The following is a 20568-nucleotide window of genomic DNA, read 5'->3' as shown; positions in this document are numbered from 1 at the left end:
GGCAGGCCTTGTCGGCGTGCCGATTTTCGAAAGGAAGGAGTGCAGCATGCAAAACATCAATACCAGGGCTTCGATTCGTTCCAAACCGATTTCGCGCCGTTCGCGGGGCGCACAGCGCGGCGCATCGCTGCTCGAGGCGATCGCCTATCTGGGGATCGCGGCGATCGTCGTGATCGGCGCGGTGGCGCTGCTGAACGGCGCGTTCAACGCCGCGGGCACCAACGAGCTGTCGGAACAGGTCAACGCCATCCAGGCCGGCGTGAAGAAGCTGTACATGGGGCAGACGGCGGGGTATGCGAACGTGAGCAATTCGGTCCTGCAGGCGGCGGGCGTGTTCCCGGCCACCGTTCCGGTGGCGTCTACCGGAACGGCGACCGACACCTGGGGTGGAAGTGTCACCGTGACGGGGACGGCCACCAATTTCTCGATTGAATATCAGAATGTGCCGCCGGCAGTGTGCATCAACGCGGTCACGACGGGCGGAAGCTGGTCTTCGATCAAGGTCGGCACTGCGACGATCACCACGTTGCCGATCGACCCCTCCACGGCGCAAACCGACTGCGGCACGGGTGCCGTGAACATCACGTGGACGTCGAGCTGAGCGCCGCGGCGTGCCGATGATCGCCCGCACGCAACCGCGCAAACGTCCATGTACCTGATCTGGGTCGTCGCTGCCTTGAGCATGATCGCCGGCGCCTACGCGATGTTCGACGCCGAATCGACGCCGGTGCCGAAAGGCCCGTCGTCGATGGCGCTCGCGATGAACATGAGCCTGTACCGGCAGGCCCTCGTCCAGTTCGCGCTGGCGAACCCGGCGTATGCGGGCAGCGTGCCGGCGGCGAACCTCGCGCCGTATCTCGGCGGAAGCAACGCGAACCCGGTCTGGCAGAACTATGTCCTGCCGAACACGAACTATGCGGGGAGTCTCGTCGTCGTCTATGCGACGGCGGCCTCCGCGACCGTCGCGATCACCGGCATGGAGCAGCTTGCGCAGGGCTCCGCGCTGGCCGGGGTCGCGCTCGGCGCGAACATCGTGTCGCCCGGCAATCCGTCGGTTCCGCTGCCGCCCGCGCTGGCGAACACGATTCCGAACGGCATGCCGGTATGGATGGCGCAGGCCTATGACTGAGGCGCGCCACGCTCGCGTTCAGGCACAGGCACGGCGCGCCGCGCCGCTGCGCGGCCGCATGCTCGGCTTCACGATGATCGAGATGCTGGCGGCGCTGGCGCTGGCGGCGATCATGGTGGCGGGCGTGGCGGTGATGACCAACTCGATGCTCGAAGACACGCGCGCGCAACAGGCGGCGCTCTACCAGTCGCAGTTGACGGCGGCGGCCACGCAGCTGATCCAGCAGAACTACTCGGCGCTGGCTGCGGCGGCGACCACGTCCACGCCGGTGGTGGCGAGCCTGAGCGGCTCGGCTTATCAGATGTCGACCTATACGTCCTCGGCGATGAACAACGTGAACGCCTACGGACAGACGCCGTGCCTGCTGATCTACGGCACGTCGACGGCGGGCGCGCTGCAGGCGCTCTTGGTGACGGAGGGCGGCACGACGATCCCGGACGCGCAGCTCGGCTTCATCGCCGCGAACGCGGGGTCGGGCGGCGGCTCGATCCAGGCGATGAACAACGCGGGCGGGGCGGCGAACGGCGCGTTCGGCAGCTGGGCGGTGGCCTCGCCGAATCCGGCGGGGGCATCGTGCTCGGGCACGAAGACGGGCGTGGGCCATGTCGCGAGCCTGATCTACTACAACGGCACGCAGGCGCAGAACGCGGATTATCTGTACCGGATAGCGGTGCCGGGCGACACGACGGCGAACACGATGCAGGTGCCGATCGTGCTGGCGAAGCAGGCCGTCTCCCAGGACTATCAGGCGTGCTCGCAGTTGGGCGCGATCACGGCCGATGCAGCCGGCAACGTGGTCGTTTGCCAACCGGGGCCTGCGTCGACGGATCAGTGGGTGCCGCAGGCGGCGTATCACTGGCGCGAACCGGTGGCGGACTACGCGTCGCTCGCGTCGGTGTCGTCACCTGGCGAGGGCGACGTGCGGATGACGCTGGCGACGCACCGCGCGTACACGTACGTCGCGTCGACATCGACCTGGCAGGCGCTGGCCGTGGACGAAGCGGGCAACCTCGCGCTCGGCAATGCGCAGACGATCGGCGCGGCCTGCTCGAACGCGGCCAGCACGACGCTCGTCTCGACCGATTCGACGGGCCGCGTGCTCTCGTGCCAGAACGGCATCTGGCAGACACAAAGCGAAATCGAGCCGGCGTCGCAGCTGACGGGCTGCCAACTCGTCATGTCCGGCGCGGGGGCGGGCGACTATCCCTCCTGCACCGCGCAGTCGTCGGCGAACTACACGGCCTCGCCGTATTCGTACAACGCGGCGAACGGCACCTACTCCTATGTGTTTTCGCAGCAGGTGACGATGACCAAGCCCGGCATCATCGTCGCGGCGTCGTGGGCGCACCTGAACGACGGCCTGTGCGGATCGAAGCCCGGCCACCAGGCGCAGCTGTCGCAGGACGTCGACATTCTCGACAGCAACAAGAACAACGTCGCGCATACCGAAAGCCAGAGTCCGACCCTGACCGACGACTCGGGCGGCATCAACAACGCGCTCGCCCAATCCGGCGCGGCGGGCACCTACTACGTGGTGGTGACGACGAACTGGGCCACCTACTCGGTGATCTCGACGCCGTGGACGAGCAGTTTCTGCGGTCAGAGCAGTCAGACGATTCCGAACACGCCGGTCGCGGCGGGTTGGACCATCAATTCCTATTACTGAGCGCATCTGGTGGCCCATCGTGAAACCCTCGAACCTGCTCCATCGCCCCCCGAACGCGCCGCGGTCCAGAACCCGCGGTACGCGCCGCCGCATGCTCGGCTTCACGATGATCGAGCTGCTGGCGGCGCTGGCGCTGGCCGCGATCATGGTGGCGGGCGTGGCGGTGATGACCAACTCGATGCTCGAAGACACACGCGCGCAGCAAGCGGCGCTCTACCAGTCGCAGCTGACGGCGGCGGCCACGCAGCTGATCCAGCAGAACTACTCGGCGCTGGCTGCGGCGGCGACCACGTCCACGCCGGTGGTGGCGAGCCTGAGCGGCTCGGCTTATCAGATGTCGACCTACATGTCCTCGGCGATGAACAACGTGAACGCCTATGGCCAGACGCCGTGCCTGCTGATTTACGGCACGTCGACGGCGGGCGCGCTGCAGGCGCTCTTGGTGACGGAGGGCGGCACGACGATCCCGGACGCGCAGCTTGGCTTCATCGCCGCGAACGCGGGGTCGGGCGGCGGCTCGATCCAGGCGATGAACAACGCGGGCGGAGCGGCGAACGGCGCGTTCGGCAGCTGGACGGTGGCCTCGCCGAATCCGGCGGGGGCGTCGTGCTCGGGCACGAAGACGGGCGTGGGCCATGTCGCGAGCCTGATCTACTACAACGGCACGCAGGCGCAGAACGCGGATTATCTGTACCGGATAGCGGTGCCGGGCGACACGACGGCGAACACGATGCAGGTGCCGATCGGGCTGGCGACGACGGAGACCGATTACGCGGCCTGCACGCAGACGGCCGCGATCGCGGCCGATGCAGCCAGCAACGTGGTCATTTGCCAACAGGGGCCGACGTCGTCGGCTCAATGGGTGCCGCAGGCGTCGTATCACTGGCGCGAGCCGGTGGCGGACTACGCGTCGCTCGCGTCGGTGGCGGTGGCTGCGCAAGGCGACGTGCGCATGACGGCCAAGACAAACCGCGCCTACACGTACAACGGCTCGACCTGGCAGGCGCTGGCGGTGGACGAAGCGGGCGACCTCGCGCTCGGCAATGCGCAGACGCTAGGGGCGGCCTGCCCGACGGTGGCCTCGGGCACGACGCTCATCTCGACCGATTCGACCGGCCGCGTGCTCTCCTGCAATAGCAAGACCGGCGCCACCTGGCAGGCGCAGGCCGAGATCAACCCGCAGACCGTCGCGGCGGACACCGATTGCGCGATCGCGGTCGGCCAGGCCGGCGCGACCGACTTCGTCTGCGGCACGACTCCCACCGCGGCCGCCTATGACTCGACGCGGGGGTATTACGCCTCCGTCGTGACGCGCAGCGTGCCGGTCCTGCCCGCGAACGGGGCCATCTCCGTCTATGCCTGGGCGCACTTGCAAGATGCCTACGTCACGGCCTGCCCGAGCACGCCGAAGGACATCAGCAACGGCGCCGGTGCATACATCGTTCTCTACGCGGAGCTCCTCGACCTGAGCAAGTCCGGGGCGGCGCAGACGATCGCGAGCGTGGTCAACCAGTCATCGAAGATCGTCGCCGACCTGGCCAACGTCAGCGTCAACCTCACGCATGCGATGCCGCTCAACAACGGCGCCGGCTACGCCGTGCGCCTGACGACGTGGTGGATGGTCTACGGCGGGGCGGACTCCACCTCGTTCCAGCCGAGCTATTGCGGCACGGGGAACAACATCTTTCCTTTGAACGGAGTCGTGACGTCGTGGAACATCAACCCCCTGTACTGATGCTGGCACGACGCCCCGGCCCGGATGGCTCAGGTCGGCCCGAGCCGCTGCAGCATCTCGTGCAGCTCGAGCCGGCTGTAGGCCGCGCGCAGGACGTCGCGCGGCAGGCACTGGTTCTTCGAGACGAGGCTGAACAGGTGATCGTTGAGCAGCCGCGACATGTTGTCTTCCTTGCGCTTCATGAACTCGATCAGGTACGGCAGCTTCGCGGGGTCGGTCAGCATGCCGCTGATCTGCTGGTTGTTGTTGAAGAGCAGTTCGCTCGCGAGCACGAAGTTCTCGCCGTCCTGGGTCGGCACGAGGCACTGGCAGATCACGCCGATCAGGCAGTTGGCGAGCGCCGCCGCGTAGCGCTCGCGCTGCTCGGGCGGGAAGAACGACAACAGCCGCGTGATCGTGCCGAGCGCGCTCGCGGTGTGCATCGTCGCGAGCACGAGGTGGCCCGATTCGCCGGCCTGCAGCGCCGTCTCCGCCGTCTCGGGGTCGCGCACCTCGCCGACCATGATGACGTCGGGCTTCTGGCGCAGCGCCTCGCGCAAGCCCGCCGAGAAGCTCGGCGTATCGGTCGGCACCTCGCGCTGCGAGATGATCGAGGTGCGGCCCGCGAGCTCGTACTCGATCGGCTCCTCGATCGTGATGATGTGGGCGTTGCGCGTGCGGTTGATGTGATCGAGCAGCGAGGCGATCGTCGTGGTCTTGCCCGAGCCCGTCGGCCCCGTCACGAGCACGAGGCCCTTGGCGCTGTCGATCATCGAGCGCACGTAGGCGGGCAGGCCGACCTTGTCGATCGTGAGCGGCTCGAGCGGCAGGCGGCGGATCGAGATCACGAGCCGGCGGCCGCCGTTGGTGCGGTAGATGTTGCAGCGCAGGCGGCAGCGCGTCAGCACGAACGGGCGGTCGATCGCGCCGCGCTGCAGCAGCGCCTCCCAGTCGGGCTCGATCGACGCGAGCGTCGGCACCATCTCGTCGTAGAGCACGGGCTCCTCGCCGACCGCGAGCCAGCCGCGCGGCGTCTTGATCATGATCGGCCGGTCCTGCTCGATATGAATATCGGTAAACGTCTGGCGCAAATCGATCAGTTCGAGAATTTCGCGCGTGAGATCGCGGCGTTCTTGGCCCGGAGCGTTCATCGTCGATGTCCTTGCAATTTGAAGATAGTCGGAACTTACATGAAAACTTTGTCGATGTGTCGGAGAAGCCTGTGCGGACGATGCGGAGGGGCCGCATGACCTTGGCCCGTAAATTAGGCGCGTTCGCGTTGTGCGCGGCGGTGGCGTTCGGCCCGGCTGCGCCCGCTGCCCACGCGGCGGCGGTGCGCTGGAAAACCTCGATCGTCGATTACGAAGCGCAAGGCAAGGACATCAAGGACGTGCTGCGCGACTTCGGCGCGAGCCAGGGCATCCCGACGCGCATCGCCGCCGAAGTGAGCGGCACCGTGAGCGGCAAGTTCCATCTGCCGCCGCGGCGCTTTCTCGATGCGCTTGCGGCGTCGTTCGGCTTTGTCTGGTACTACGACGGCGAGGTGCTCGACATCACCACCGCATCGGATTTGCAGAGCACGCTCGTGAAGCTCGATACGGCCGAAACCTCGCAGCTGCGCGATGCGCTCGATCGCATGCACATCGCCGACGAGCGCTTTCCGATCGTCTACGACACCGCGCAGGGCACGGCGCTCGTGAGCGGGCCGCCGCGCTACGTGCAGATGGTCACCACCATCGCGAGCCGCCTCGACAACACCGCCGCGCACGTGAGCGGCACGCAGGTGCGCGTGTTTCCGCTGCGCCATGCCTGGGCCGAGGACCGCACGGTGCCGATCGACGGGCAGCAGGTGACGCTGCAGGGCGTCGCGGCGGTGCTCAACGAGATCTACCATCCGCACCAGTCCAAGCAGCAGGAAAAGGGCGGCGGCGAGGGCGGAGGAGGCCATGCGGCCGCCAGCGTCAAGCGCAACACGCCCGTCAACGACGTCAACGGCAACTCCTACAACGGCCCCTACGTGCCGCCGCCCATGCCGTCGGGCCAGGGGGGCAAGGGCATGTTCGCGGGGCTCAACGGACAGCCGTCGCCGGCGGTCGCGGCGGCGGTCGGCGATACGCAGCCGCAGCAGCAGAGCACGGGCGCGGGAGCCGGCTCGGATGAGCTGCCCGTCATCGTGGCGGACCAGCGCACGAACTCCGTCGTGATTCGCGACACCGCCGACCGCATGTCGCAATACGGCACGCTCATCGATCGGCTCGACGTCAAGCCTCAGCTGATCGAGATCGAGGCGCACATCATCGAGATCGACGACGACGCGCTGCGCCAGCTCGGCGTCGACTGGACCGCGCACAACAGCCACGTCGACGTGCAGACCGGCAACGGCACGCAAGGGCAAAGCACCTACAACGGCAACCTGACCCAGACCTTCGGCAACACGACGCTGCCCGGCAGCGTCACGACCGCGGCGTCGCCGGTCGGCCTTTCGCTCGCGGCCGTGCTCGGCGACGCGGGCCGCTACCTGATGGCGCGCATCACCGCGCTCCAGCAGACCAACGCCGCGAAGATCGACGCGAGCCCGAAGGTCGTCACGCTCAACAACATCGCGGCGGTGATGGACAACAAGACGCAGTTCTTCGTCCCGGTGCAGGGCTACACGTCGGGCGACCTCTACAGCATTTCGACAGGCGTCTCGCTGCGCGTGCTGCCGATGGTCGTCGAGGAAGACGGGCACACGCGCATCAAGCTCGACGTCGCAATCCAGGACGGCCAGCTGACCTCGCAGACGGTCAGCAATCTGCCGGTGATCCAGAACAGCACGATCGACACGCAGGCTTTCATCGACGAAGGGCAGGCGCTTCTGATCGCCGGCTATCGCTCCGACAGCGAGACCAACGGCGTGACCGGCGTGCCGGGACTCTCGAAGATTCCCTTGATCGGCGCGCTGTTCAGGACCGACAACCGGCAAAAGAGCCATTTGGAGCGGCTTTTCCTGCTGTCGCCGCGCATCATCTCCCCTTCTTGACCGCCCACGAAAGAGCACGCAGGAGGCCGCCTTGGAGCCCGATCAGCACATGTCAGACCGCATGTCCGACCGCATGTCAGACGATGAGGCGCGCCGCATGCGCGGCGTGATGAGCGGCCTGCCGTGCGGCGTCGTCGCGCTGGACGGCGCGGGCGCGGTCGTCTGCGCGAATGCGCGGGCGCTCGAGATGCTGAAGATGGAGCTGCCGTTGGGGATCGATTTCACCGATGCGTTGAGCGAGCGCTTCGCGATGGCCGAGTTGCCGCGTCCGCGTGATCTCCAAGCGGGGCGCGAGCTGCGCGTCGACGAGGAGACGACCTTGTGGCTGCAGGCCGGCCCCGCGGCGGCGGGCGCGGGCGACACCGTGATCGCGGTGACCGACGTCACGCCGTTCGCGCGTTCGCTCGACGAGCGCGCGATGTCGCTGCGCTTCTTGCTGCACGACCTGCGCTCGCCGCTCAATTCGATCAGCGCGCTCACGCAGCTCGACGCGAGCGACCCGGAGGCGTTCGAGCGCTGCGGCGGCATGCAGCAGATCACGCAGCTCGCGCATTACGTGCTCTCGCTCGGCGAGCAGTTCATTTTCACGTCGGTCGCCGAGCATCTGCAGGCGCGCGACTTCAAGCGCTTCGACCTGCGCGCGACGCTGCGCCAGATCATTTCCCAGCTCGAAGTCACGGCGGTGTATTGCGGTGTTGCGCTGCATCTCTGGCTCCCGGACAATTCGCCGGTGTGGGTGAGCGGCATGCGCAATTTCGTCGCCCGCGCGGTCCAGAACGTGATCGACAACGCGGTGCGCGCCTCGCCGCGCGGCGTGGCCGTGACCGTCTCGCTGCGGCACGCGGGCCGCTTCGCCGAGGTGCTCGTGAACGACAGCGCCGGCGGGCTGCCGGGATTGCTCGAAGGCGAGCGCTTCACCGATTTTGAAAAGCTCGGCAAGAAATCGGCCACGGGCTTCGGCCTGGGGTTGAAGCTCGCGGTGCAGATCGTCGGCATGCACGGCGGCGAGCTCTACGCCGAGCGCAACGACCAAGGCGGCACGCTGTTCGTGCTGCGCTTGCCGTGCCTGAATGCCGTCGGATCGACGCCGCAGCCGGCCTCGCTCGTCGATGCGGACCGGGCGCTGCGCGCGAGCCGCCCCGATTGAGCGGGCTTGTGCCGAGCGCGCCGTCATGACCAAGGTTTGATCTATGAAATCGCTTGCAGGCAAATCCATTCGCATTCTCTTCGTCGAAGACGACGTCGCGCATCATGCGCTCGTGAACTCGTGGCTCAAGAGCGAGGGCTACCACATCGACGCCTTTCATAGCGGGCTCGAAGCGCAGCAGTTTCTCGCGGACAACTGGGCCGACCTCGCGATCCTCGACTGGGACTTGCCCGGCGTGAAAGGCGACAAGCTTCTGCAGAAGATCCGGGGCCGCTCGCAATCGACGATGCCCGTGATCTTCCAGACCGTGCATTCCGCGGAATCGGACATCGTGCACATTCTCGACGCCGGCGCGGACGACTACCTCGTGAAGCCCTACGACCGGCAAGTGCTGCTCGCGCGCGTGCGCGTGCTCCTGCGGCGCTTCGCGCCCATGAACGTCGAGGGGCGCAGGATGCTGCTCGAAGACGCGGCGCTCGACCAGCAGGCCCGCTCGCTCGTCGTGGAGGGCGTGGCGCACAAGCTCGGCACGAAGGAGTTCGACATCCTCTGGCATCTCGCGCGGCACATGGGCGCCGTGGTGCTGCGGCAGGATCTGATGAGCGTGGTCTGGGGCTGGGATGCGGCGGTGCAGAGCCGCTCCGTCGACATGTACGTGAGCCGGCTGCGTTCGAGCCTGAAGGCGGCCGGCGTGGGCTGGAACGTGCAGTCGGTCTATGCGACGGGCTACCGCCTGACGCTCAAGCCGGATGCCGAGGCGGCGCAAGAGGCGTCATGAACGGATTGGCGATTCGGAAACGGGTGCTTGGGACTGCCGCAGCTGCGGCGCTCATCGCCGCGCTGCATGCGCCGCAGGCCTGCGCCGCGCGCGTCGACTGGGCCGGCAGCCGTTTCGTCTACGTGACCAACGGCAGCAGCCTCGCCGATGTCCTGAAGGTGTTCGCCGCGGGCCAGCAGCTTCCTCTGCGCATCGACGGACCCGTCGAAGGCGTCGTGAGCGGGCGCTTCTCCATGCCGCCGCAGCGTTTTCTCGATACGCTCGCGAAGTCGTACGGGCTCGTCTGGTACTACGACGGCGCGGTGCTGCAGGTGTCGGCGGCGCGCGCGCAGACGGCGGTCGCGTTGAGGCCGCACGTGCTGACGCCTGGCGACCTCATCGCGGCGCTCCGGCAGTCAGGCGTCACCGACGCGCATTTCCCGCTCGTCGTCGACGCTCCTGCGCACACGGTCGACGTCACCGGGCCGGCGAGCTATGTCGCGCGTCTCCATGAGGCCGCCGAGCGCTTCGAGCGCGACGCGGGCAGGCGCGTGCGCACGACGGTGCGCGTGTTCCGCCTGCGCGTCGCCAATGCGGCCGACGAGACGCGCGTGATCGACGGCCGCACGGTCGTCGTGCCCGGCGCGGCGACCTTGCTGCGCCGCCGCTTCGAGCAGCCGGCGCCGGCTGCCGCCGGCGCGCAGGCGGAGCAGGTCGTCGAACTGGGCACGCCGCTGCCGGCGATCGAAGCCGACGCGGTGACCAACTCGATCCTCGTGCGCGACAAGCCGGAGCGGATCGAAGGTGACGGCGTGCTGGTCGCCGATCTCGACGTCCGGCCGCGGCTCGTTTCGGTGCAGACGTGGATCGTCGATGTCGATGCCGACGCGCTGAGCACGCTGCAAGCGGCGCTGCCGCCGGCGTTGGCGCAGACCGCCGAGGCCAGCGCGCCGTCCGGCTTCGGCGTCGCGCCCGACGGCGGCCGCGCGTTGCTGGCGCAGATCGAGGCGCTCGCCAAGGCCGAGCGCGCGCGGATCGAGGTGTCGCAGACCGCGCTGACGCAGGACCGCTCGCCCGCCGTCATCGACCGCCACGAGGCGCGCCTCGCGCGCCGCAAGGAGGACGACCTGCCGGCGGATCCGGCGCTCGACCTGTGGCTCTCGGTGCAGCCGACGGTGGAGGGCGCCGCGACGCCGCCGCGCATCGGTTTGCGCGTGGAGCTCGGGCGCAGCGCGGATGTGGAGCGTTATCGAAAGATCGAGGAGAGTGTTGCCGCGGGCGCGTGCCTCGTGATTGCGGCGCCGCCGGGTGAGGCCGAAGCATCGGACGGTGCGCAAGCGCGCGAGCGTTTCGTGCTGCTGATTCCGCGGATTGCTGCTTAGGGGACGAAAAAGCGCACGGGATACGCGCTGAGTGTCGTGCCACTATGGCACTCAGCGAACTGTTAGAGAAGGTCAAATTTCAGTCTCCGCGAGCCGCATCAGTGCTGTAGTCGTTAGGATGACGTTTCTAATCGACGAAGCAGAAGGCGGCTTGTCCCATGAACTACAACAGCCTGCATGTTCCGCTAAACATCGGCACATGGCAGTGCATGCTCGTGCTGGCGCGCGAGTACTACAGCCTTGGGGGCGGGTTTTGGGACCCCTTCTCGAACGCGGATGAGCGCAAGAAACAGGAGCGCCAGATCGAGGAAGATCGGCGCACCTTCGATCTCTATTTCCGGCCCAACTACGATTTCCGCAGGCTGATCGCCTCGGACATCGATGCGATATTGTCGTTCTTGAGTCAGCACCTCAACGTCGCCCACTGGGACTTGCCGACCGATAATGCAGGCATCGAGCGCTCGCTCAAGCAGGCTGTCGAGGACGAGAAGCTGGTGCCGATCGTCAACCGCGACTGGCGCTGCTTTCCAATGACTTATCGCCCAACGCCCGCACCACTACGCTGGCCGCCAACGGTCAACAGCCCCGTCGTGCACGCGACGCCTTATGTTGGCGGCCTGTCGGCCACGATCGCCAGCCAGCCCGCTCTCGCAGGCGAGGAAGCTATTTCCGGCAGTGCAAGCGACGGCAGTAGCGGCTTCGACTGGCTTGGCGATGCGCAACCGTTTACGTACGCCGAAGACGCGTCGACCGCCGACGTTGAGCAAAGCGCCGGAATGTTCCTCACGCCTGTGGAGGAAGCAGAGTGTGAGGCGCAGCTAAACGCCGACATGGATGAGTGCAGCGCATGGTATGCGGCCAAGCCGTCTTCGTGGGGCGTCTGCCGGGAACGTGCAATGCAACGTTATGCAAACTGTCTAAGAGGATTTGGCTGATATGAACAAACGTCTACCGCGTTGTGTCGTGATCGCCTACGACGAAGAAGCGCAATCGCTACAAATTTGCACTATGCACCGAGAGTCTTTGGCCCGGCGGATGGATGCCGCTATGGTTGTCCCGTGGCCTTTGGCGGATGAGAGCTTCAAGCTCGATGACGAGTTCGCCCGGAAAGTTGGTGGCCTCGTGTTCGGGTTGCTTGCGGCTCACCAGCCAGAGCTGAAGCAATACATCAGCGTCACCCCGCATCCTGACGCGGTAAAACAACCCAATCCTCCGGCGGACTGACGAATCAACTACGCCCGCAGCCACATAAAGTTGCCCGAGGCAATCCCTTCGAACATCTCATCAGCCGATTCGAGGATATTGTTTTTCCAGTACCGGCCATGCTCGGCATAGTGCGAGAACAGGTCCGCGAGGTACTCGCCCGAGACATCGGGCCCCATGGGCACATGCACGAGCAGCACGATGCTGCCGGTGTCGGAGTCGAGACAGAGCTGCGCCTGATCCTGCGCGTAGATCAGCAGGTTCGCTTCGAGCATCAGCCGGAAGATGACGAGCGATCGCCCCGGCGTCACCGCGCCGTAATGGAAGCAGATATAGAGCGATTCCGGGTCGTTCTCGTGATTGTCGAGCCGGACATCGAATCCCTCGATCTCGAGCGCCTGGGTCTCGACGACGTACTCCGCGTCGGGCAACCCGACCACGTCGCAAATCTCGTAGATCAACTCGACGAAGCGTTCCCTGCTCATGGAATGAAATCTCTACGCCGCGAACGGCCGCTCGGTTGGAAAGAAATGGGCACGGAGCCGGGAAGCAAGACCTCCCGCTGCCGTGCCCCTTGCACGGTACTGCTTCGATGCGCTCCGGTCTTACTGACCCTTCGCGGCGTCGGCGATGTTTTTTGCGCCGTTGTTGCCCACCGAGGCCAGCGCGGACGTCTCTTGCTGCTCGATGTTGATCTGCATCGACGCCAGCGTCATGGCGTTGTTCTGATCGGCCATCTGCTGCATCTGGCCGATATAGTTGCTGTCCAACGAGCCTGCTTGTTGCACGCCTTGGGTTGCGCTAGAAGACATGGTGTATTCCCCTTCGAAGTAAGAAAAAAGAAGTACTGCTGGTTGTAAAGAAACACTGCAAAAGGACTTTCAGTCTCGAGGACCGCCAGTCCGGAACGGTCGAATCACAACCGGGTACTGCACCTGCTCACTGCTTGGCGCCCTCGCGGGCCGGTAACTGTCTGGCGCGTCAAACCGCTGCGCCGTGCGCGCTGTGCCGTTCGTGCAGCGAGAGCACGATGCGCCGCGCGGCGATCATCCCTCGATACAGCTTCTGGAGCTCGACACGCTCGCGGTCGTCGGCCGCCGCCTGCGTGGCCGAGCTGATGCGCCGTGCCGTCTCGTCGAACGCGGCGGCGATGCGGGCGACCCGCTGCGGGCCGTCGGGTGCGGAGAGCGTCGCGTCCAGCGTGTTCAGGTCCTGCGCGATGGGTATCAATGCGTCGTACATGTCGGTTCCTTTGTCTTGGGTGTTCAATTGCCGGCCTCGTCCCTACTGCTCGCGAACAGGTGCTTCGTGCCGTCGGGCGTTTCGATGTAGCGCAATCCGCCCGTTGCTACCACTTCGGTGTATTCGATGTCAGGCGTCGGCATCTTCGCTTCCTTGACGTCGACGTCGATGCGCCTGGCGTTGCTGTCCATGTCGGCGCGCACTCCGGCGATCAGCGCGCGGAACGTCTGCATCGACTGGACGTTGCCGCTCACGCGGAACACGCCGTGGCCCGAGTAGCTGACCGAGGCTCCCGTGCCCGTCAGCGACTGCTGGATGTTCTCGACGTCCTGCTGCGCGACGTCGTATTCGCGGCGCGCCTTGCCCGGCGCCAGCTCGTTCATGATCTGCTGCGCGCGGGCGCTGTCGCCGGCCATGGACACGATGCCCTGCACGACCACGCTGTCCTTGCGCGGGCTCGCATGCAGATCGGCAAACCCCGCTCGATGCAGCGCCACGTCGACTTCCTTCGCCAGCGCATCCGCATTGAACTTCACGCTGGCCGCCTCGCTCGACTGCGCCCCGGCGAACAGCGCGCCGGCCGTTGCCAGGCCGCCGATCGCCGCCGTGCAGGTGAGCGCGACCGCAGCCGTGCGCCACGTCATCTTGCGCGGCGCCGGCGGCGGGGCGCTGATCGCGCTTTCCGCGCCAGCGCGGCTCGCGCCGCTTTGTGCGGGGCCGACTTCGGCCGGGGCGAGATCAGCCGGGCCGCCTTCGGCCTGCGCGCCTTCGGCGCCGCCGTTTTCGACCGGGGGCTCCGCCGTCTTCCAGAGGCCCGAGAGCAGCTCCAGGTCGCTCGGCCATTCGGCATCGTCGGGGCCTACGCAGAACACCACGTCGCCGAACGGCACGGCCACGAAATCCGCCACGAACACTTGATCGCCGTTGCTCGACAGAAGCCGCGTCACGCCGTCCTCGCCGATGACGAGCGTTACCTCGTCGACGACCCAGTCGGTGATGCAGATGTCCGCTTCCTCTGTGCCGCCGATCCGATAGCTGCCGCTCGTGAGCTGGACCTGCGCTCCGGCGTGGGTGCCGGTCAGTACTCGAAGGGCTTTCATGTTTGTGGTTCCCGTGTATTCGCTGGTGCCTTGTGACCTGGCTTTCCTTGGTACCGCTGGTCTGCCAAGCCTCAACCGTTAATGTCAGTTTAGGTTTTCGTCCCCGGCGCGGCCGGCGGCATGCGAACTTCCAGAGTCGTATCCGAAGCGACCGGCGCGCTCTTCGCCGCGGCGTTCGGCGCGGTCGACCCGCCGCCGAGCGTGGCCGGCGCGCCGCCGAGCGCGTCGAGGATGCGCTGCTTGATCAGCGCGCCCAGTTGGTCGTCGTCGGGGTATTCGATGCCCGCGCTCTGCCGTGCGAGCGTGTTGTCGAGCGACAGGCCGTGGAGCTTCGCGGTCACGAGCGCCTTGCTCGACACGGACGGGCCGTAGGCGAGCGCGGCGTTGTGGTGCGAAAGGAGCCGGGCCGGCTGCCGGCTGCGCACCATGCGCAGCGGCGAGGCCATGCTGAGCAGGTACGGAAAGAGCAGCAGCGGCCCGTCGCGCTCGATCTGCGACATCAGCTGCAAGGCGGTTTTCGTGCAGGCGGAGGCCAGGCTGTCAGGCAAGTCCGGCGCACCGAGCTTTTCCTTGGCGAGCAGCTGCATCGGGCTCGCGAGCGCCTGCCTGCGCACGGCCTTGATCTTGCCGGGCTTCACGGCATAGCTGCGCCCGGACTTCTCGCGCTCGCGATTCTCGCGCCGCGGCTGCCCGTCGCGCGGCCCTTGCTGCTGCGGCTGTCCGCCGTTCTGACCTTGGTTTTGCTGCTGGTCCTGCTTGCGTTCGCCGTCTTTCTCGTGTTTGTGCTGCTGGCCTTGGTTCTTCTCTTCATCTTTTTCGCGTTCGCGCTTGTGCTGCTGACCTTGGTTCTGCTGGTCGTGCTCGTGCTCATGCTCGTGCTTGTGTTCATGCTCGCGCTTGTGCTCCTGCCCCTGCTTTTGCTGCTCCTCGTTGTGCTTGTGTTCGTGCTCGTTCTTCGAATCCTGCGCGTGCAAGCCGTCCTCGGGCCGTTCGTGAGCGGCGGCTTCCTTGCCGCGCTTCCCATAGCCTTCCGGGCGCGGCCGCAGGCCGAACTTGGCGAGGAGCTTCTGCGCGGACGACAAAGGCACCTTGCTGTCTTTGGCGAGGATCATCTTGTTCCGCCAGGACGCAGCCATCATCTTGTTGTGCAGCATCTTCGCGCGCTGCATCTTGGTGTGCTGCACCTTGATGCGCGTGAACGAGCGCGACTCCTGCGTCTGCCCGGTATGGGCGTCCTGCGCTGCCTCTTCGGCCTGATGGTTGGTGTGGCCGTTATGGCCGTTGACGCGCGAATTCATGACGGCACCGCCAGCGTGACGATTTCATTGGCGAAGCGCAGGATCGCGGCGGCGCCCCAGGCGCCCATGATCAGCACGGTGGCGACCACGGCCACGAGCTTCACCGCATACGAGATGCTTTGATCCTGCAGCGAGGTGATGGCCTGCACGAACGAGATCGCGAGACCGGTGACTGCCGCGACCACGACGACCGGCATCGAGACCGACAGGCACAGCAGCAATCCTTGGGTGGTGATGCGAATGAGCGTATCGGTTTCCATGGCGCACTATCCAGCGATATCAGCGATAGGTCATGACGAGGCCGTGGATCAACGTGGACCAGCCGCTCATCACGACGAACAGCAACAGCTTGAAGGGAATCGCGACGTTGGTCGGCTGGACCTGGTTGAGGCCCATGGCCATCAGCACGTTCGCGATCACGAGATCGACGACGATGAACGCGATGTAGAGCAGAAAGCCGATCTTGAACGCGTCGGCCATCTCGGTGAGCGTGAACGAAGGGGCCAGCACGATCAGGTCGTCCTCGTGGACTTTGGCGGCGATGTCCTTCGGCCAGATCACCGAGGCGGAGCGCACGAAGAAGCGCTTTTCGCGCTCGCCCGCGTGCTTTTTCAGGAACTGCCGGAACGGCTCCTTGGCGGCGTCGAAGACGTCGAACACGACCGTCGACGAATCGGCGCCCGGCGCGCGGTGCGTGTTCTGCAGCGTCTGCATCGCCTGGATGCCGATGGGCGCCATCACGTACGCGGAGACCAGGACGGCGATCCCGTTGAGCACCATGTTCGGCGGCACCTGCTGCACGCCGAGCGCGTTGCGCAGCAGCCCGAGCACGACCACGATCTTCGCGTACGAGGTCGCGACCATCGCGACGAACGGGATCAGGCTGATCGCGACGACCGTGATCAGCAGCCCGGTGAGGTCGTTAAACTGAATCATGGCCGCGCGAGAGCTGGACGAGACGCACGCCGAGGTGATCCCCGACGCTCACGAGCTCGCCGAAACCGATGGTCTGCCCGTACGTGACGAGGCGGATGCGGGCGTCGGGAACCGCGGTGGGCAGCTCGAGCACGTAGCCTGCGCGCAGCGCGGAGAGCTGCGCCACGGGCATCGAGACGGTGTCGATCTCGAGCTTGAGCGGCAGGTCGAGGTCGCTGATCTCGACCGGCGCGTTGAACGAGTCGGCGTGGGGGGCGCTGAATTGCATGGCGTGGCTCATGATGGGATCCTCGGTCAAAGTAAGTGCGTGGTGGGTGACATCGACGGTCGCGTACAGCTGCCGGGTGCCGTAACGGCCCCAGACCACCTGCGTGCGGGCTGCTTCGCTTTCGTTTTTCAGCATCGCGCTCATCGTTTCGGAGACGGCGCGCAGGATGACGTCGCCCGGGCGCAGCGAATCGATCGTCGTGACGCTCATCGTCTTCTCGCCGATCAGGATGCGTCCGGGCACGGCGATTTCGCTGACGTGCGTCGCGAACGGCGTGCATTGCCGCGCGACGAGCGCTTCGATCTCGTCGAGCCAGCCGCTGTCGATCTGCTCGAGCGTCGCGTCGATGCGCTGGGCGCCGAGCCGGAACGCGATGGCGCAGCACTGGGCATCGCGCGGGATCGATTCCGCGCGCTCGACCGAGACGATCTCGACGCCTTCCATGCCGAGCGTCCTGAACGCGCGCAGCAGCGGGTCGAGCAGGATGGCGCTGACCGCGTTGCGCAGCGCCGGATTTGCCGTGTCGCCCGAGTCCAGAACGCTCGCGAGCCCCGGGTGCTGCGCCGCGTCGATGCGTACCGCCGCGGTCTGCATGCCCCAGCGCATCTGCACGACGGCGGTGCGCGCGGCCTCGGCGAGATTGCGCGTGCCGACGCTCCAGCCCGCGATGCCGAAGGTATGGGAGAGCAGCGCGATGAGCCGCTCGTCGACTGCGAGCCGGTGCAGGCGCGCGGTCGATGCGGCGAGCGACGGCAGGCGCGCCGGATCGAGTGAAACCACTGCCGCTGCCGTTGCTTCGGCGCCGCTGGTTTCGTACATCGGTTGCGTGTGGTTGGTGTCCATGTCGTTTTACGTGACGATGATCTCGATGCTGTGCGCGGCGTCGAAGCGGGTTTGCATCACCCGCCCGAGACTGTCGCGAAGCGTCGTTGCATGTTGCAAGATTAGTTGTCGAGACCGTTCGTCCGAGGTGTCGAAGCGAAGCGCCAATTCGAAACGCGAAAGCGCGAGGCTCAATTTGCAGTCCGGCAGCAGCGGGGAATCGATCGGGAGCGTGATGCGCCAGTCGCCGCGCTCGAGAACGGCCGGGTTCGAGCAGAAATCGGCGACCTGGCACACGATCGATTCGACGAGACGCTGCATGTCGCGCCCGGCTCGCGCCGGCGCTTCGACCGCGGCCACGGGGGCGCCGAAGCGGTTCGCCGCGTGCGCGGCGTGCACCGCGGCGACGTGCGGGCCGGGCGGAGCAAAGGCCGCGAAGGCTGGGAAGGCGGCCTCCGGTGCGCTGCCGGACGCGCTTTCGGCGGGTTCGGAGCCGCGGGCGTCGCGGGCATCGTCGCGGCGGTCGTTGCGGCCCTCGTCGCGGCCGTGGTCACCGTGGTCATCGTCGCCGCGGCTGCCGCCGTCGTTTTCGTCGTTGCCGCCGTGCGCTTCGTCGCGCGATGCGTCGACGGGGGCAAGCGCTTCGGGCTCGCACGGCGTTTCCGGCATCTCCGCTGGAGCGCCGGGCGTTTCGATGGAGGCGTCGTCGCCCGCGTGAGCGCCTGCGCGCAGGAGCCGGAACAGCTCGGCCTTGCGGCGCAGCTGCGCGGACTGCGTGGCCGGCTCGTGCTCCGTGTGAGCGGGAGGTCCCGCGATGACGCGGGCGCGGCGGGGACCATGAGGACCGGATGAATGCATGGCGGCGCTCGCTCGATCACATCGTCAGACGGCCGACCGGCTGCAGGTCGACGTGGGCCCCGAGCTCCTGGTACGAGTAGACCGGAAGCCAGCCCAGGCGCGACTCGATCATCCGCTTGATGTAGCGGCGGATGTCCATCGACGCGACGAGCGCGATCTGCTCGCGCGGCGCGTCGCCGACGATGTCGGCGATCCTGGCGACGAGCCGGTTGATCTCGTCCGGCGGCAGCGCGAGGAAGTTGCCCGTGGGCGTCTGCTTGATCGACTGGCGGATATGCTGCTCGACCTGCACGTCGACGAGCACCACCGGCATGTCGCGCGTGGCGCCGCCCGTCGCGCGGTAGGCGATCAGCCGCCCGAGCTCCATGCGGATGTACTCGGTCAGCATCAGCATGTCCTTCTCTTTCGGGCCCCAGGTGATGAGGCTCTCGGTGATGCTGCGGATGTTGCGGATCGGCACCTCTTCCTCGAGCAGGCGGCGCAGCACGTCCGCCATCTTTTGCAGCGGCAGCGCCTTCTGCACTTCGGCGACGAGGCCGGGGTAGTCCTCGTTGAGCTGATCGAGGATCCACTGCGCCTCCTGGATGCCGAGGAACAGGTGCGCATGGCGCCGCAGCAGATTGATCGTGTGCCCCGCGATCAAGGCCTCGGGCGCGTGCCCGGCGTTCGAAGGCTTCGCCTTGGGCTCGGAGGCCGCCGGCGCCGCGTTCTGCGCCGCCGCGAGCGCTTCCGCGAGCGTCGAGCGTCCGTGCGGCACGTCGAAGATCAGCACCTCGTAGGTGTCGGCGGGCAGCGCGGGGTCGGTCCACATCATGATGCCGGGGAAGGGCAGGCCGACTTCCGACTGCAGCGCGCTGCGCTGCGTGTCGAACGCCGCGTCGAGCGCGTCGGCGGCGAGCTTCGCGCTCACGTCGGGCGCGAGCCGCACGCCGAGCGGGCAGGTGAACTGCGGCGGGCGCGGCAGGATCGACGGCGCGTCGCCCTTCGCCCCGGCGCGCTGCAGTGCGCTCACCGGCTTGCCCGCGCCCTTGGCCGGGCCGGCCTGCTTCTTCTGCAGCCGGTAGCCCGTGAAGCCGAGCGTGCCGGCGAGCAGCACGAAGAGCGCGGCCGGAAAGCCGGGCACGGCGGCGAAGCCGAGCAGCAGCGCCGAGGCGAAGTAGAGCGCGCGCGAGCTGCTCGTGAACTGACGCTTGATGTCTTCGCCGAGCGACGAGCCGGAGTCCCCGTTGCCCTCGTCGACGCGCGTGATCATCACGCCCGCGGCCACCGAGATCAGGAGCGACGGAATCTGCGAGACCATCGCATCGCCGATCGAGAGCACCGAGAAGCGATTGGCCGCCTCGCCCGCGGACATGCCGTGATAGGCGACGCCCACCGCGATGCCGGCGAAGATGTTGATCATCGTGATCATGAGGCCCGCGATCGCATCGCCCTTGACGAACTTCATCGCGCCGTCCATGCCGCCGTGCAGCTGGCTTTCCACCGCGAGCCGCGTGCGCTTCTTGCGGGCCTCCTCGGGCGTCAGGATGTTCGCGCGCAGATCGGCGTCGATGCTCATCTGCTTGCCCGGCATCGCATCGAGCGTGAAGCGCGCGCCGACTTCGGCCACCCGCTCCGAGCCCTTCGCGATCACGATGAACTGCACGACCGAGATGATCACGAACACCACGAGGCCGACCACGAGGTTGCCGCCCACCACGAGCTCGCCGAAGCTCTCGATGATGTTGCCGGCATCGGCGTGCAGCAGGATCGACTTGGTCGACGCGATGTTCAGCGAGAGCCGGTAGAGCGTGGTGAACAGCAGCACCGACGGGAACGCCGACAGCGACGCGATATGGCCCACGTACATCGTGACCATCAGCAGCGTGACGCTGATCGTGATGTTGATCGCGAGCAGGCCGTCGATGATGGCGGGCGGCAGCGGCAGGATCATCAGCGAGACGATCGCGATCAGGAGGATGGCGATACCGGCTTCGCCGACGCCTGGGAGCTTCATGGTCTTCAGCATGTCGACTACTCCGTAG

Annotated in this window: 21 protein-coding genes; 10 read left to right on the top strand and 11 right to left on the bottom strand. The window is 66.8% G+C overall.

The window, feature by feature from the left end:
• The first annotated feature begins 46 nt into the window (after positions 1 to 46).
• The 4 genes from FAZ69_RS20285 (at position 47) to FAZ69_RS20270 (ending at position 4530) form a co-directional block, all read left to right on the top strand.
• A complete protein-coding gene (locus FAZ69_RS20285) occupies positions 47 to 601 on the top strand; it encodes a type 4 pilus major pilin (RefSeq protein ID WP_136896852.1) in 555 nt (184 codons plus the stop codon).
• 48 nt (positions 602 to 649) lie between these two features.
• Positions 650 to 1129, top strand: coding sequence for a type IV pilus biogenesis protein PilM (gene pilM, locus FAZ69_RS20280; RefSeq protein WP_136896851.1), 480 nt, complete (start codon positions 650 to 652; stop codon positions 1127 to 1129).
• On the top strand, positions 1122 to 2795 hold the full coding sequence (gene pilV, locus FAZ69_RS20275; protein ID WP_240702358.1) for a shufflon system plasmid conjugative transfer pilus tip adhesin PilV: 1674 nt from the start codon (positions 1122 to 1124) through the stop codon (positions 2793 to 2795). The genes pilM and pilV overlap by 8 nt, the downstream gene beginning before the upstream one ends.
• Positions 2796 to 2886: 91 nt before the next feature.
• The gene (locus FAZ69_RS20270; protein ID WP_136896850.1) at positions 2887 to 4530 is read left to right on the top strand and encodes a prepilin-type N-terminal cleavage/methylation domain-containing protein; all 1644 of its coding nucleotides are present in this window, start codon (positions 2887 to 2889) and stop codon (positions 4528 to 4530) included.
• A gap of 29 nt (positions 4531 to 4559) precedes the next feature.
• Here FAZ69_RS20270 and FAZ69_RS20265 read toward each other — a convergent pair whose 3' ends face one another.
• The gene (locus FAZ69_RS20265; protein ID WP_136896849.1) at positions 4560 to 5660 is read right to left on the bottom strand and encodes a type IV pilus twitching motility protein PilT; all 1101 of its coding nucleotides are present in this window, start codon (positions 5658 to 5660) and stop codon (positions 4560 to 4562) included.
• A 95-nt stretch (positions 5661 to 5755) separates the two neighbouring features.
• Between FAZ69_RS20265 and sctC the strand changes: the two genes are divergently transcribed.
• From sctC to FAZ69_RS20235, 6 genes are all read left to right on the top strand, one after another.
• Entirely contained in the window at positions 5756 to 7531 is a 1776-nt protein-coding gene (gene sctC / locus FAZ69_RS20260; RefSeq protein ID WP_136896848.1) for a type III secretion system outer membrane ring subunit SctC, read from the top strand.
• A gap of 49 nt (positions 7532 to 7580) precedes the next feature.
• Positions 7581 to 8678 (top strand): sensor histidine kinase, encoded by a 1098-nt coding sequence (locus FAZ69_RS20255; protein WP_240702356.1) that lies wholly within the window; start codon positions 7581 to 7583, stop codon positions 8676 to 8678.
• A gap of 43 nt (positions 8679 to 8721) precedes the next feature.
• Positions 8722 to 9456 (top strand): response regulator transcription factor, encoded by a 735-nt coding sequence (locus tag FAZ69_RS20250; RefSeq protein WP_136896847.1) that lies wholly within the window; start codon positions 8722 to 8724, stop codon positions 9454 to 9456.
• On the top strand, positions 9453 to 10817 hold the full coding sequence (locus tag FAZ69_RS20245) for a secretin N-terminal domain-containing protein (protein ID WP_136896846.1): 1365 nt from the start codon (positions 9453 to 9455) through the stop codon (positions 10815 to 10817). Before FAZ69_RS20250 ends, FAZ69_RS20245 begins: the two co-directional genes overlap by 4 nt.
• Positions 10818 to 10975: 158 nt before the next feature.
• A complete protein-coding gene (locus tag FAZ69_RS20240) occupies positions 10976 to 11752 on the top strand; it encodes a hypothetical protein (protein ID WP_136896845.1) in 777 nt (258 codons plus the stop codon).
• Between the two features lies 1 nt (position 11753).
• Entirely contained in the window at positions 11754 to 12041 is a 288-nt protein-coding gene (locus FAZ69_RS20235) for a hypothetical protein (RefSeq protein ID WP_136896844.1), read from the top strand.
• An 8-nt stretch (positions 12042 to 12049) separates the two neighbouring features.
• On the opposite strand, the gene FAZ69_RS20230 is transcribed toward FAZ69_RS20235, so the two are convergent.
• From FAZ69_RS20230 to FAZ69_RS20185, 10 genes are all read right to left on the bottom strand, one after another.
• Positions 12050 to 12505 carry a CesT family type III secretion system chaperone gene (locus tag FAZ69_RS20230; protein ID WP_136896843.1) on the bottom strand — a complete coding sequence of 152 codons (456 nt, stop codon included), beginning with the start codon at positions 12503 to 12505 and terminating at the stop codon, positions 12050 to 12052.
• 120 nt (positions 12506 to 12625) lie between these two features.
• Positions 12626 to 12832: a hypothetical protein gene (locus tag FAZ69_RS20225; RefSeq protein ID WP_136896842.1), complete on the bottom strand. Its 207-nt coding sequence runs from the start codon at positions 12830 to 12832 to the stop codon at positions 12626 to 12628.
• A 169-nt stretch (positions 12833 to 13001) separates the two neighbouring features.
• Positions 13002 to 13289: a type III secretion system protein gene (locus FAZ69_RS20220; protein WP_240702354.1), complete on the bottom strand. Its 288-nt coding sequence runs from the start codon at positions 13287 to 13289 to the stop codon at positions 13002 to 13004.
• Positions 13286 to 14362, bottom strand: a complete 1077-nt coding sequence (gene hrpD5 / locus FAZ69_RS20215; protein ID WP_136896841.1) for an HrpD5 family protein — start codon at positions 14360 to 14362, stop codon at positions 13286 to 13288. Before hrpD5 ends, FAZ69_RS20220 begins: the two co-directional genes overlap by 4 nt.
• Positions 14363 to 14451: 89 nt before the next feature.
• Positions 14452 to 15660, bottom strand: a complete 1209-nt coding sequence (locus FAZ69_RS20210) for a helicase (protein ID WP_136896840.1) — start codon at positions 15658 to 15660, stop codon at positions 14452 to 14454.
• Complete coding sequence (gene sctS, locus FAZ69_RS20205) at positions 15657 to 15920, bottom strand: type III secretion system export apparatus subunit SctS (RefSeq protein ID WP_136896839.1); 264 nt, start codon at positions 15918 to 15920, stop codon at positions 15657 to 15659. Before sctS ends, FAZ69_RS20210 begins: the two co-directional genes overlap by 4 nt.
• Positions 15921 to 15939: 19 nt before the next feature.
• Positions 15940 to 16596 (bottom strand): type III secretion system export apparatus subunit SctR, encoded by a 657-nt coding sequence (sctR, locus tag FAZ69_RS20200; protein WP_136896838.1) that lies wholly within the window; start codon positions 16594 to 16596, stop codon positions 15940 to 15942.
• Entirely contained in the window at positions 16583 to 17707 is a 1125-nt protein-coding gene (sctQ, locus tag FAZ69_RS20195; RefSeq protein ID WP_136896837.1) for a type III secretion system cytoplasmic ring protein SctQ, read from the bottom strand. The genes sctR and sctQ overlap by 14 nt, the downstream gene beginning before the upstream one ends.
• 6 nt (positions 17708 to 17713) lie before the next feature.
• Positions 17714 to 18544: a type III secretion system protein SctP gene (gene sctP, locus FAZ69_RS20190; RefSeq protein ID WP_136896836.1), complete on the bottom strand. Its 831-nt coding sequence runs from the start codon at positions 18542 to 18544 to the stop codon at positions 17714 to 17716.
• A 16-nt stretch (positions 18545 to 18560) separates the two neighbouring features.
• The gene (locus FAZ69_RS20185) at positions 18561 to 20552 is read right to left on the bottom strand and encodes an FHIPEP family type III secretion protein (protein WP_136896835.1); all 1992 of its coding nucleotides are present in this window, start codon (positions 20550 to 20552) and stop codon (positions 18561 to 18563) included.
• Between the last annotated feature and the right edge of the window lie 16 nt (positions 20553 to 20568).

This window comes from Trinickia terrae (genome assembly GCF_005144415.1).
Classification (GTDB): Bacteria; Pseudomonadota; Gammaproteobacteria; order Burkholderiales; family Burkholderiaceae; genus Trinickia_A; species Trinickia_A terrae.
The sequence above is the reverse complement of the archived record's forward strand: the minus strand, read 5'-3'. Positions and strand labels throughout refer to the sequence as shown.